The following is a 12,653-nucleotide window of genomic DNA, read 5'->3' on the forward strand; positions in this document are numbered from 1 at the left end:
CCCGGTGGGCCGGACCCGGTGGGAGGCCCAGCCTCCGAAGCCGGGCGCCCCCGGAAAGCCCGCCGTCCGGACCGGGCCGCGCGAGCTACCACGGGGTACGTAAGCGCCCTCACATAACCGCGCTCCCCCGCTCCCTAGCGTCGTAGCTGAGAGCGAAGGCTCATCGCACAAGGAGGCGCATCACCATGGTCAGCACCGCGCAGGTTTCCCCCCGGACCGCCGCGATCCCCGTCCATGCCGTGTGGGGTGCCGCGGCCGGGCTGGTCGGCGGCGTCGGGATGGGCATCTGGATGTCCCTCTCCCGCCCGATGATGGACACCGCCATGATCACCATGGTCGCCGGGCTGCTGGGCTCCACCAACGCACTCGTCGGGTGGCTGGTCCATCTCGCGATCGCCCTCTTCGCTGGCGTCGTCTTCGGCGCACTGGTCGGCCAGCTGGCCGAGCGCCTGGCGCCCGCCGTCGTCCTCGGGCTGGTGTACGGGGCGGTGTGGTGGGTCGTGGGGGCACTGTGGATCATGCCGGCCAACATGGGCATGCCCGTGTTCACCTGGAACGACGTCACCGCCTCCAGCCTCGGGGCGCACCTGGTGTTCGGGCTGCTGGCCGGGCTGACGTTCGGGGCGATGGCCCGGTCCATGGGGCAGCACGGCGGCCCGTCCGGACGGTGATCCGCGCACGGCTGCGGGAGGCGGTCTCAGCGCGCCGCGTCCCGCAGCCGTGCCGCGTCCAGCCGTGCCGCGTCCCCGACCCGGGCGGAACGGGGACGCGGCGGCGGGACCGGAGGGGCGCGACGCGCAGGGCCGGAAGCGGCCCGCAGGGGTGGTTACGCGTCGGTGAGGTTGACCGTGCGGGCAGAGGTGGCGCCGATCTCCTCGGCGATCTCGGTGAGCACCGGCTGCGGGATCGTGTCGTCCACCGTCAGAGCCACCAGCGCCTCGCCGCCTTCCTCGGCCCGGGAGACCTGCATGCCCGCGATGTTGATGCCCGCCTCACCGAGGATGCGGCCGACGGTGCCGACGACGCCGGGGCGGTCGGCATAGCGCAGGAACGCCATGTGCTCGGCGAGCGACAGCTCGATGTCGTGCGTGCCGACGCCAACGATCTTCTGCACGTGCTTCGGCCCGGTCAGCGTGCCGGAGACGGCGATCTCCTCGCCGTTGCCCAGCGTGCCGCGCACGGTGACGAGGTTGCGGTGGTCCGGGGAGTCGCTGGAGGTGGTCAGGCGCACCTCGACGCCGCGCTCCTGGGCGAACAGCGGTGCGTTGACGTAGGAGACGGTGTCATCCACGACGTCCTCGAACACGCCCTTGAGCGCGGACAGCTCCAGCACCTTGACGTCGTGCTGGGTGATCTCGCCGTAGACCTCGACGTCGAGCCGGAGGGCGACCTCCCCGGCGAGCGCGGTGAAGATCCGGCCCAGGCGTTCGGCCAGCGGCAGGCCAGGGCGCACGTCCTCGGCGATGACTCCGCCCTGGACGTTGACGGCGTCGGGCACCAGCTCACCGGCGAGCGCCAGCCGCACCGAGCGGGCCACGGCCACGCCCGCCTTCTCCTGCGCCTCGCCCGTGGAGGCGCCCAGGTGCGGGGTGCACACGACCTGGTCGAAACCGAACAGCGGGGAGTCAGTGCACGGCTCGGAGGCGTAGACGTCCAGGCCCGCGCCCGCGACACGCCCCTCCTTCAGCGCCGCGTACAGCGCGTCCTCGTCCACGATGCCGCCGCGCGCGGCGTTGACGACGCGCACCGACGGCTTGACCTTGTGCAGCGCCTCGTCGCCGATGAGGCCCAGCGTCTCGGGCGTCTTGGGCAGGTGGACGGTGATGAAGTCCGAGGTCTCCAGCAGCTCGTCCAGCGACAGCAGCTTGACGCCCATCTGGGCGGCCCGCGCGGGCTGCACGTACGGGTCGTAGGCGACGATCCTCATGCCGAACGCGGACATGCGCTGCGCGACGAGCACGCCGATGCGGCCCAGTCCCACCACGCCGAGCGTCTTCTCGGAGAGTTCGACGCCGGTGTACTTGCTGCGCTTCCACTCACCCTGTTTCAGCGCGGTGTTGGCCTGCGGGATGTTGCGCGCGGTGGCGACGAGCAGGCCGCACGCCAGCTCGGCGGCGGTGACGATGTTGGACGTCGGCGCGTTGACGACCATGACGCCCGCCTTGGTGGCGGCGGAGACGTCCACGTTGTCCAGGCCCACCCCGGCGCGGGCGACGACCTTCAGCTTGCGCGCGGCGCCGATGGCCTCGGCGTCGATCTTGGTGGCACTGCGGATCAGGATGGCGTCAACATCGGCGAGCGCGGGAAGCAGCTCACCCCGGTCGGCCCCGTTGCAGTGGCGGATCTCGAAGTCGGGGCCGAGTGCGTCGATGGTGGCCGGGGAGAGTTCCTCAGCGATGAGTACTACGGGCTTGCTCACTTCGTCTCAGTCCTCACTTGTCCTGGGGTGACCCCCAGGCCCGCCCGGGGCGTGGGGGAGGACGGCCGCGTTCCTACGGCCGAAGGCGGTGGAGGTTGGCAGCCGCGTGGTGACGCACGACGCTGTGAGCCCTTGACGCGTTGTCTGCTGCGCAGTCTAGCCGTGGTATGCGGCGCGTCCGGCGCATGCGCCGATCATCCCCCGTTCGGGGGTCCTGCCCGGGTGCGGCGAGCGGCGCGGCACGCGGGCGGCGCGGGACGAAAAGCGCCGCGGCGGGCCTGCCGCCGCGGCGCCGGGCGAGCTCAGTCCTTGTCGTCCACCCAGCTCATGAGCTTGCGCAGCTCCTTGCCGGTGGTCTCCAGCTTGTGGTCGGTGTCGGCCTGCTTGTACGCGTTGTACTTCGGCAGTCCGGCCTGGTACTCGGCCATCCAGGTGTGGGCGAAGGTGCCGTCCTGGATCTCGGCGAGGACCTTCTTCATCTCCGCCTTGGTCTGGTCGGTGATGATGCGCGGGCCGGTGACGTAGTCGCCCCACTCGGCGGTCTCGGAGACCGACCAGCGCATCTTGCTCAGGCCGCCCTCGTACATCAGGTCAACGATGAGCTTCAGCTCGTGCAGGCACTCGAAGTAGGCGATCTCCGGCTGGTAACCGGCCTCGACCAGCGTCTCGAAGCCCGCCTTGACCAGGGCGGAGGCGCCGCCGCAGAGCACGGCCTGCTCACCGAACAGGTCGGTCTCGGTCTCCTCGGTGAAGGTGGTCTTGATGACCCCGGCGCGGGTGCCGCCGATGCCCTTGGCGTAGGACAGGGCCAGCTCGAACGCCTTGCCGGTGGCGTCCTGCTCGACGGCCGCGATGCACGGGACGCCGCGGCCCTCCTCGAACTGGCGGCGCACCAGGTGGCCCGGGCCCTTCGGGGCGACCATGCACACGTCCACACCGGCCGGGGGCTGGATGAAGCCGAAGCGGATGTTGAAGCCGTGGCCGAAGAACAGGGCGTCGCCGTCCTTGAGGTGGTCCTTGACGGACTCCTCGTAGACCTTGGCCTGGATGGGGTCCGGCACCAGGATCATGATGACGTCGGCCTCGGTGGCGGCCTGGGCCGGGGTGACCACGCGCAGTCCCTGCTCCTCGGCCTTGGCCTTGGACTTCGAGCCCTCGTGCAGGCCGACGCGCACGTCAACGCCCGAGTCACGCAGGGACAGCGCGTGGGCGTGGCCCTGGCTGCCGTAGCCGAGCACGGCCACCTTGCGGCCCTGGATGATGGACAGGTCGGCGTCGTCTTCGTAGAACAGCTCGGCCACTTCGGACATCTCCTCGTTGTGTTGCTGTGCGGGGCTGCGCGAGACCTCTTGGGGTGCTCGCCGCCGCTGTGGAGCCCACCGTATGCCGGTCGGGCGGGGTGACGTGCCGGGTCTCGCCATACGGGAGGCGGGGCCCGGCGGGTTCGGGTTGCCGGTCCGGCGGTCAGCCTGGGGCCGGGGCGTGCTGGCCGTCTCCGTCGTGGCCGCCGCAGACCGGTGGCGGGGTGCCCGTCGCCGCCGGGGTGCGGCGGCGACGGGCACCGGCCCGCGCGTCGCGTACGGCCGATCGCGGGAGAGCGGCCTACGCGGAGCGTTCCAGCGCGCGCAGGGAGCGGTCGGTGATCGAGCGCGAGCCGCGGCCGATCGCGATGGTGCCGGACTGCACCAGCTCCTTGATGCCGTACTGCTCCAGCATGCGCAGCATGGCTTCCAGCTTCTCGCTGCTGCCGGTGGCCTCGATGGTGACGGCCTCCGGGGAGACGTCCACGGTCTTGGCCCGGAAGAGCTGGACGATCTCCACGACCTGGGTGCGCGTCTCGTGGTCGGCGCGCACCTTCACCAGAACGAGTTCACGCCGCACCGCCGCTGACGGCTCCAGCTCGACGATCTTCAGCACGTTGACGAGCTTGTTGAGCTGCTTGGTGACCTGCTCCAGCGGCAGGTCCTCGACGTTCACCACGATGGTGATGCGGGAGATGTCCGGGTGCTCGGTGGTGCCGACGGCCAGGGAGTCGATGTTGAATCCGCGCCGGGAGAACAGCGCGGTGATCCGGGCCAGGACGCCGGGCTTGTTCTCCACCAGGACGGAGAGGGTGTGCTTGGACATGGGTGGCTGTCTTCCTCTGTGCTCGCGCCGGTGGGCTCAGTCGTCGCTGTCGCCGAAGTCGGGGCGGACGCCTCGGGCCGCCATGACCTCGTCGTTGGAGGTACCGGCCGCGACCATCGGCCAGACCATCGCGTCCTCGTGGACGATGAAGTCCACGACGACGGGGCGGTCGTTGATGGCGTTGGCCTTCTCGATCACCGCGTCCAGGTCCTCGGGGCGCTCGCAGCGGATGCCCACGCAGCCCATCGCCTCGGCGAGTTTGACGAAGTCCGGGCAGCGGGTGCCCAGGTTCTGCGGCGGGTTCGCCGGGTCGCCGGGGCCCGCGTGCAGCACGGTGTTGGAGTAGCGCTGGTTGTAGAAGAGGGTCTGCCACTGGCGGACCATGCCCAGGGCGCCGTTGTTGATGATGGCGACCTTGATGGGGATGCCGTTGAGGGCGGCCGTCACCAGCTCCTGGTTGGTCATCTGGAAGCAGCCGTCGCCGTCGATGGCCCACACCGCCCGGTCGGGGACGCCAGCCTTGGCGCCGAGCGCGGCCGGGACGGCGTAGCCCATCGTGCCCAGGCCGCCGGAGTTCAGCCAGGTGGCGGGCCGGTCGTAGTCGATGAAGTGCGCGGCCCACATCTGGTGCTGGCCGACCCCGGCCGCGTAGACCGTGCCCTCAGGCGCCAGCTGCCCGATGCGCTGGATGACCTGCTGCGGGGACAGCGAGCCGTCCTCGGGCTGGTCGTAGCCCAGCGGGTAGGTGTCGCGCCAGCGCCTCAGCAGCTCCCACCAGGCGGCGTAGTCGCCCCGGCGGCCAGCGTCGTGCTCGGCCTGGACGGCGACGACCAGGTCCGCGATGACCTCGCGGGCGTCCCCGACGATCGGCACGTCCGCGTCGCGGTTCTTGCCGATCTCGGCCGGGTCGATGTCGGCGTGAACGACCTTGGCGTACGGGGCGAAGGAGTCCAGCTTCCCGGTGACGCGGTCATCGAAACGGGCGCCGAGCGCCACGATCAGGTCGGCCTTCTGCAACGCGGTGACGGCGGCGACCGTGCCGTGCATGCCGGGCATGCCCAGGTGCTGCGGGTGGGTGTCGGGGAACGCTCCCAGCGCCATCAGCGTGGTGGTGACGGGGGCGCCGGTCAGCTCGGCCAGCACCTTCAGCTCTCCGGTGGCGCCCGCCTTCAGCACCCCGCCGCCGACGTAGAGCACCGGCCGCTTGGCCTCGGTGACCAGCTTGGCGGCCTCGCGGATCTGCTTGGCGTGCGGCTTGGTGACGGGCCGGTAGCCGGGCAGGTCGTGGGTGGGCGGCCAGGAGAACGTCGTCTGCGCTTGCAGGGCGTCCTTGGAGATGTCAACCAGCACGGGCCCGGGACGGCCGGTGCTCGCGATGTGGAACGCCTCGGCGATGGTGCGCGGGATGTCGGCCGGGTCGGTGACCAGGAAGTTGTGCTTGGTCACCGGCATGGTGATGCCGCAGATGTCCGCTTCCTGGAACGCGTCCGTGCCGATCGACTTGGACGCGACCTGACCGGTGATCGCCACCAGCGGCACCGAGTCCATGTGGGCGTCGGCGATCGGGGTGACCAGGTTCGTCGCGCCCGGCCCGGACGTCGCCATGCAGACGCCGACCCGGCCGGTGGCCTGGGCGTAGCCGGTGGCCGCGTGGCCAGCGCCCTGCTCGTGCCGGACCAGGATGTGGCGCACCCGGCCGGAGTCCATCATCGGGTCGTAGGCGGGCAGGATCGCGCCGCCCGGGATGCCGAACACGGTGTCGGCACCGACCTCCTCCAGCGCACGGATGAGGGACTGCGCACCCGTGACGTGCTCGACGGTGGCGGGCTGGTGTGCCGCGCCCTGACGGGGCCGTGGCTGCGGCCGGGGGGCCCCGGAGGCCTGCTCGGTCATCGGCTTTCTCTTCTCGGCGAGGTGAGGGTGGTGCCGCCCGGTGGTGCGTGATGCTGGCGGGGCTGGGCGGTTCGGGCGGTGTTGTGCGGGTTGATCAGGGGTGCTGGTGCAACAAAAAACCCCTCGTGCCGTGATGGCAAGCGAGGGGAGCGCGTCGCTGGTGGATCGCGGGGTGGTTCAGCCCCGGGTCAGCCGACGCGCTGTCCAAGTACGAGAATTCGGGTGCGCATGGCATTGACCTTCCTCCGGCGAGGCACAGGGTGTCAAGCGGGTGGGACGGACGTCTCAGTATGTGAGCCCAACGGGGGATGCCGGACGGGGTCGGGACCGGCCGTGCCGCCCCGGCGCACCGGCAGCGCTCCGGCCACCACGACGGAGCGCCCGGCCGAGCGGGCGGCGGGCACGGGGACGGTGTGTTCCGGCACGGGGCAGCCGCCACGGGCCAGCGCGCGGCGCAGCCGGTGCTCGTCCAGCGGGCCGGAGAACAGGGCGCCCTGCCCGTGCGTGCAGCCGAGCTGGCGCAGCACGGTGACTTGCTCCGGTGCGCTCACCCCGGCGGCGAGCGTGTCCAGGCCCAGCTCGGCGGCGATGCGCAGCACCCCCGCGGTGACGGTGTGCAGGCGTGGCGACTCCACGATGCCCTCGATCAGCGACGCGTCCAGCCGCAGCACGTCCACCGGCAGGCCGTGCAGCGCGGCCAGCGCCCAGGGACCGCCGCCGAAGGCGTCCAGCGCCACGGTGGCACCCTGGTCCCGCAGAGCGGTCAGCCGCCGCGTCAGCTCGTCGCGGGGCTCGCGCCGACCCGTGCGGTGGCCCGGGGCCCACGCCGGCCGCCGGCCGAACGCGGCCACTTCCAGTACCAGTGCGCTGGCGGGCAGCCCGTGCTTGCCCAACAGCGCTTCGAGGCTGTCGGGCGCCTCGGGGTGGAGAGTGAGCAGGCGGGCTCCCACGCGCACCGCCACCGGCGTCGTCAGCCCGGCGCGGTGGCGCTCGGCGGCCTGCGCGACGGCCTCCCGCACCAGGTGCCGCCCGCTGCCCGCCCCGCGCCCGGGCTCCACCAGACCCTGCGGCGAGCGCAGCCGGGGCAGGGCCTCGACGGCGGTGATCTCCCCGGTGGCCAGCTCCACCACGGGCTGGTGCAGCAGCACGACGTCCCCGCTCGCCCGGCGTCCGCCACGGCGGCGGGCCGGGCGGGCCCCGGCGCCGGAGGCGGCGCCCGGCGGCCCGGGGCTGCCTTCGCGGGTCCGGCGGGACCCGGCGAAGGCGGGCGGCGGCTGGGTGTGCAGCTCGGGCGCGTACAGCTCGACGCGGCCCTTGCCGGTGCGCTTGGCCCGGTACATCGCCAGGTCCGCGTTGCGCATGAGCTGGTCGGGGGCGACGCCGGGTTCGGCGAAGGCGACCCCGATGGAGGCGGCCACCCGCACCTCCTGCCCGACGGCCACCCCAGACCCACCTGGCCCGGCTGGCCCGGTCAGGGTGTAGGGCTCGGAGAGCCGGGCGCGGAGCCGGTCGGCGATTTCCAGCACCCGCACCTCGCGCTCGGCGCGGCCCCCGGAGCCGTCGCCGAGAATGAGCGCGGCGAACTCGTCCCCGCCGAACCGCGCGGCGGTGTCCCCAGCGCGCACCGACTCCAGCAGCCGCCGTCCGGCGTGCACCAGCAGCTCGTCGCCCGCCTGGTGGCCAAGGCGGTCGTTGACCGCCTTGAAGCCGTCGAGGTCGATGAACAGCACGGCAGCGTCGCGGTCCTCGCCGTCGGACTCGCGGCGGCCGGTCAGCGCCTGGCGCACCCGGTCGGTGAACAGGGCGCGGTTGGGCAGGTCGGTGAGCGCGTCGTGAGACGCGCTGTGCTGCAACTGAGCCTGCAGGCGCACCCGTTCGGTGACATCGCGGCTGTTGAAGATCAGCCCGCCCTGGTACCGGTTCACCGTGGACTCCACGTTCCGCCACTCCCCGGCCGCGTGCCTAAAGCGGCACTCGATGCGCGTAGCGGGCTCCTGCTCCTGTGGTGTGGCCAGGAAGCGCCGGATCTCGTGGTGGAGCCGCCCGAGGTCCTCGGGGTGGACCAGGCGGCCCAGCTCCGAGCCGATCAGCGCGTCCGCCTCCCGCCCGAAGACGCGGGTGGCGGCCGGGCTGACGTAGCGCAGCAGCCCGGCCGGGGAGGTGATCATGATGACGTCGCTGGAGCCCTGCACCAGGGAGCGGAAGTAATTTTCCTTGTGCGCCAGTTCGCGGGTGAGGCGCATGTTGTCCAGGAGCATGATGCCCTGCCGCACGACGAGCGCCAGGACGACGGTGCAGGCCGTCAGCAGCACCACCAGATCGACCCGGCCGCCGTCGCGCAGGTCGTAGAGCACGCCCAGTACACACACCGCCCCGGCGAGGTAGGGCAGCAGCGCCGCCAGCGGACTGGAGACGGGGCGTCCGGCTCCCTGCGCGGGCGGCGTGCGCGGCGGCTCCTCACGCGGCGGACGGCCGCTGGCCCAGGGCGCGTAGGCGAGCAGCAGCGAACCGGCGAACCAGCCCGCGTCCAGCAACTGGCCGGAGCGGTAGTGGGCCTGGAGGAGCGGCGAGGTGAACAGCGCGTCGCACAGCACGGTCAGCGCGAGGGCGCCGACGGCGGTGTTGATCGCCGAGCGCTGCGCGCACGAACGGCGCAGGTGCAGGACGAGCACCATGCTCACCAGCATGATGTCCAGCAGCGGGTAGGCCAGTTGCAGGGCCGTGTGCGCGACCGTCAGCTGGTCCCAGGCGCCGGTCTGGGCGAGCGCCAGGCTCCAGGAGAGCGTCAGCAGCGAACCGCCTATCAGCCACGCCTCCAGACCGAGGCACACCCAGCCGACGCGGCCCACCGGGCGCTTGGCGAGCACGAGCAGACCGACGATCGCGGGCGGCGCGAACAGCAGGAAACAGAAGTCGGCGAGGGACGCGGCGGGCACGGAGCGCCCCAACACGACCTCGTACCAGCCCCACACCGCGTTCCCCAGCCCCGCCATCGCCGAGGACAGGGCGAACAGGTACCAGGCCGGGCGGAACTCACCCCGGTGGGTGCGGGCGTACCAGTAGCAGGAGACAGCGGCCAGGAAGGCTGCGGCGCTGAGCCCGAAGTCCCCCATGAACAGCGCGACCTCGCGCGAGCCCCAGCCGAGCCCGGCGCCGGTGGCGTAGGCGAGGCAGACGGCGGCCAGGCCGAGCTGGGGCAGCGCGGTACCGCGCGCCACGGCGTCGGATTCCGCGATCGGTGGGCCGATCCGCTCAGCGGTCATCGCACCACCCCCAGCCCCACCGGCCGTCCCTGATCAGACAGTTCGTCCATTGGCCACGCATTCGCCCGTCGCCCCCCTGGGTGTCCTGGTATCTCCCCCGTCCGGACGATACACCACCTCAGTCACTCAGCGGTATAGGTCTCATACAGACGGTAGCGACCTGCGGATTTATCGACACGGAGCGCATTCATGTGCCTCCGATGCGTGGCTCGCGGGGCGCCGGAGACCCCTGTGACACCCACTCCGACCGCACGTTTCCCGCCACACCGCACAATTTCCCCCACACCGGGGATGACTCCCCCACCCCGGCCCACCCCGAAACCCGGCACCGGCTGGTAGCGCTCAGGCAAGGGCCCGCGTCCGCACGACCGCGCCTCGCTGGGGCGCGCGATGTGGTGTGCTGGAGGGACAGTCCGACGAGAGGAACCCACCGTGCGCCGCCCCGCAGTGACCGCCGCCCTGGCCGCCGCCTCACTCGCGCTCACCGCCGCCTGCGCGGGCGGCCCGGCGTCCAGCGGAGGGGACACCGGCGGCCAGACGGCTCCCGGGAGCGCGGAGCCCACGGCCGACGCCCCCGCCTCCCCCACCGCCGACGCGCCGCGCACTGAGCCCGAGCCGCCGCCCGCCGAGGGCGCGGTGGAGGTGGGGGGCACGGTGGCCACCGGGCTGGAGTCGCCCTGGGGCCTGGCCCCGCTGCCCGGGGGCGACCTGCTGGTCTCCTCCCGGGACCAGGGCACGATCTCCCGCGTTGACGCGGACAGCGGCGAAGTGAGCGAGGTCGGCACGGTGCCGGGCGTCGAACCGGGCGGGGAGGGCGGCCTGCTGGGCATCACGCTCGGCACCGGCGACGCGCAGGACTACCTGTACGCCTACTTCACCAGCGCCTCCGACAACCGCGTGGTGCGCATGGCCTACGACGCCGCCGACCCCGGGGCGGAACTCGGCGCGCCGGACATCGTCGTCCGGGGCATCCCCCGGGCGCAGATCCACAACGGCGGACGCATCGCCTTCGGTCCCGACGGCATGCTGCACATCGGCACCGGCGACGCGAACCAGCGCGGTGCGGCGCAGGACCCGGATTCGCTGGCCGGGAAGATCCTGCGCGTCCAGCCCGACGGTTCGGCGCCCGAGGAGGGCAACCTGGCCGAAGGCTCGCGCGTGCTGTCCCTGGGCCACCGCAACGTCCAGGGGCTCGCCTTTGACGGTGCGGGGCGGCTGTGGGCCTCGGAGTTCGGGCAGAACACCTGGGACGAGGTCAACCTCATCGAGCCGGGCGGCAACTACGGCTGGCCGGAGGTGGAGGGCCGCGCCGGTGCGGACGGGTTTGTCGATCCGGTCGCCCAGTGGCGGCCCGAGGAGGCGTCGCCGAGCGGGCTGGCGTGGGCCCAGGGCTCGCTGTGGCTGGCCAGCCTGCGCGGCGAACGCCTGTGGCGCATCCCGCTGGACCGCACGGAACTGGTCGCCGATCCGCAGGCGTTCGTGGCGGGCGAGTACGGGCGGCTGCGCACGGTCGTGGCCGACAGCGGAGACGAGCTGTGGCTGATGACCAGCAACACCGACGGCCGCGGCACGCCCGAGGGCGAAGACGACCGTATCCTGAAGTTGACGGTCCAGTGACCTCACCACCCGTGGGGGGAAGGAGGCCGGCGATGTTCGGCGCCGAGGAACTGTTCATGCCCGGGCAGCAGCATGCCGAGGACGAGAAGCAGCGGCTGGAGCACACCCGCGTGGAGGAGGGCAGCCACGACCCCGGCTGCGGCCCGGTCGATCTGGAGTCCGGGCACGTGCTGGTCACCGTCTCCGACCAGGGCGCGGCGGTGCTGCCGCCCACGCCCCGGCTGGAGGAAGCGGACGAGGAGGAGGGGGACGGCGAGCCGCGCGGGCTCGTCCTGTGACCGTGCGCGCGGCGCGGGCCGCCGGTCAGCGGGCGCCCGCGGGCTGACCGGCGAGCAGGCCGAGGCGGTGCGCGAGCGCGGCCGCCTCACCCCGGCTGCCCACCGCCAGCTTCGCCAGGATGTTGGAGACGTGCACGCTCGCCGTCTTCGGGGCGATGAACAGCTCCTCGGCGATCTGCCGGTTGCTGCGGCCCGCCGCGACCAGTGCGAGCACGTCCCGCTCGCGCCGGGTGAGGCCGAAGGACCGCGCCGGGTCGGCCGGTGGCCCGGGCTGTGGCTCCTCCTGGGGTGTCGGCCCCGGTGCGCCCAGGCCGAGGCGGGCGCGGGCGGCCAGCAGTTCCACGCCGTCCCGCAGGGGTGCCGCGCCCAGCTCACCGGCCGTCGCGCGGGCCTGCCGCAGCAGGTGCGCGGCCTGGGTCCGGCACGCCCTGCCCTGGCCTTCGAGCAGCGCCTCGGCACACCGTTGACATCCTCGCCGCCCTGAAGGACGGCGATTCCCGCCTACCGCGCCGTTGAAGGCTGCGGTGTCGGGTGGGTTCCTGCTTCGCCGCGCGGTGCCGGGACGAGTCCCGGTCTTACCTGCGCTCCACAGGCTGTCACGGCCAGTCCGGCCGCCTTGGCGATGTTGACCGCCGCGTTGATGTCCGGGTCCAGGACCGCCCCGCACACCGGGCACGTCCACACACGGACGCTGAGGGGCTTGGGGCCGTCCTTGACGCCGCACCGTGAGCACACCTGGGAAGTCGGCTCGAAGCGGCCGATCTTCACGAAGGTGCGCCCGTACCGGGCGGCTTTGTACTCCAGCATGCCCACGAACGCGGACCATCCGGCGTCGTGGACGGACTTGGCCAGGCGGGTGCGGGCGAGTCCCTTCACCGTCAGGTCCTCCACGGCGACCGCTTGGTTCTCGCGGATCAGCCGGGTGGAGAGCTGGTGGTGGAACTCGCGGCGTGCGTCGGCCACCCGCGCGTGAGCGCGGGCAACCTTCAACCGGGCCTTGTTCTGGTTCTTGCTGCCCTTCTCCTTGCGGGAGAGGGAACGCTGGGCCTTCTTCAA

Annotated in this window: 9 protein-coding genes and 1 pseudogene; 3 read left to right on the plus strand and 7 right to left on the minus strand. The window is 72.5% G+C overall.

The features are described from left to right. Positions 1-185 precede the first annotated feature (185 nt). On the plus strand, positions 186-671 hold the full coding sequence (locus JJV70_RS20630) for a hypothetical protein (RefSeq protein WP_219049537.1): 486 nt from the start codon (positions 186-188) through the stop codon (positions 669-671). 155 nt (positions 672-826) lie between these two features. Here JJV70_RS20630 and serA read toward each other — a convergent pair whose 3' ends face one another. The 5 genes from serA to JJV70_RS20655 form a co-directional block, all read right to left on the minus strand. Beyond that, complete coding sequence (gene serA / locus JJV70_RS20635) at positions 827-2,419, minus strand: phosphoglycerate dehydrogenase (RefSeq protein WP_219049538.1); 1,593 nt, start codon at positions 2,417-2,419, stop codon at positions 827-829. Positions 2,420-2,721: 302 nt separating this feature from the next. After that, on the minus strand, positions 2,722-3,720 hold the full coding sequence (ilvC, locus tag JJV70_RS20640; protein ID WP_219049545.1) for a ketol-acid reductoisomerase: 999 nt from the start codon (positions 3,718-3,720) through the stop codon (positions 2,722-2,724). A gap of 301 nt (positions 3,721-4,021) precedes the next feature. Beyond that, positions 4,022-4,546: an acetolactate synthase small subunit gene (gene ilvN, locus JJV70_RS20645; protein ID WP_219049539.1), complete on the minus strand. Its 525-nt coding sequence runs from the start codon at positions 4,544-4,546 to the stop codon at positions 4,022-4,024. 36 nt (positions 4,547-4,582) lie between these two features. Further along, positions 4,583-6,439 (minus strand): acetolactate synthase large subunit, encoded by a 1,857-nt coding sequence (locus JJV70_RS20650; RefSeq protein ID WP_219049540.1) that lies wholly within the window; start codon positions 6,437-6,439, stop codon positions 4,583-4,585. Between the two features lie 263 nt (positions 6,440-6,702). Further along, positions 6,703-9,702, minus strand: coding sequence for a bifunctional diguanylate cyclase/phosphodiesterase (locus tag JJV70_RS20655; RefSeq protein ID WP_219049541.1), 3,000 nt, complete (start codon positions 9,700-9,702; stop codon positions 6,703-6,705). Between the two features lie 390 nt (positions 9,703-10,092). On the opposite strand from JJV70_RS20655, the gene JJV70_RS20660 reads away from it, so the two are divergent. Together JJV70_RS20660 and JJV70_RS20665 are read left to right on the plus strand one after the other, a co-directional pair. After that, positions 10,093-11,319 carry a sorbosone dehydrogenase family protein gene (locus JJV70_RS20660; protein ID WP_219049542.1) on the plus strand — a complete coding sequence of 409 codons (1,227 nt, stop codon included), beginning with the start codon at positions 10,093-10,095 and terminating at the stop codon, positions 11,317-11,319. A 32-nt stretch (positions 11,320-11,351) separates the two neighbouring features. Continuing rightward, positions 11,352-11,597 (plus strand): DUF6191 domain-containing protein, encoded by a 246-nt coding sequence (locus JJV70_RS20665; protein ID WP_219049543.1) that lies wholly within the window; start codon positions 11,352-11,354, stop codon positions 11,595-11,597. Between the two features lie 25 nt (positions 11,598-11,622). Here the strand turns inward: JJV70_RS20665 and JJV70_RS23015 are convergent. Together JJV70_RS23015 and JJV70_RS23020 are read right to left on the minus strand one after the other, a co-directional pair. Then, positions 11,623-12,060, minus strand: a pseudogene (locus JJV70_RS23015) (LuxR C-terminal-related transcriptional regulator); the annotation flags it as partial. 38 nt (positions 12,061-12,098) lie between these two features. After that, positions 12,099-12,653, minus strand: a 555-nt coding sequence (locus JJV70_RS23020) for a transposase (protein WP_257574302.1), incomplete at its 5' end; no start/stop codon positions are given.

Origin of the sequence: Streptomyces sp. JJ66 (genome assembly GCF_019303495.1) — a bacterium.
Taxonomy (GTDB): Bacteria; Actinomycetota; Actinomycetes; order Streptomycetales; family Streptomycetaceae; genus Streptomyces.

Excerpts from the sequence above, each read along its gene's own strand:
- JJV70_RS20630 (WP_219049537.1), top strand. The coding sequence starts at position 186 with ATGGTCAGCACCGCGCAGGTTTCCCCCCGGACCGCCGCGATCCCCGTC.
- JJV70_RS20650 (WP_219049540.1), bottom strand. The coding sequence starts at position 6,439 with ATGACCGAGCAGGCCTCCGGGGCCCCCCGGCCGCAGCCACGGCCCCGT.
- ilvN (WP_219049539.1), bottom strand. The coding sequence starts at position 4,546 with ATGTCCAAGCACACCCTCTCCGTCCTGGTGGAGAACAAGCCCGGCGTC.
- JJV70_RS20660 (WP_219049542.1), top strand. The coding sequence starts at position 10,093 with ATGTGGTGTGCTGGAGGGACAGTCCGACGAGAGGAACCCACCGTGCGC.
- JJV70_RS20655 (WP_219049541.1), bottom strand. The coding sequence starts at position 9,702 with ATGACCGCTGAGCGGATCGGCCCACCGATCGCGGAATCCGACGCCGTG.
- JJV70_RS20665 (WP_219049543.1), top strand. The coding sequence starts at position 11,352 with ATGTTCGGCGCCGAGGAACTGTTCATGCCCGGGCAGCAGCATGCCGAG.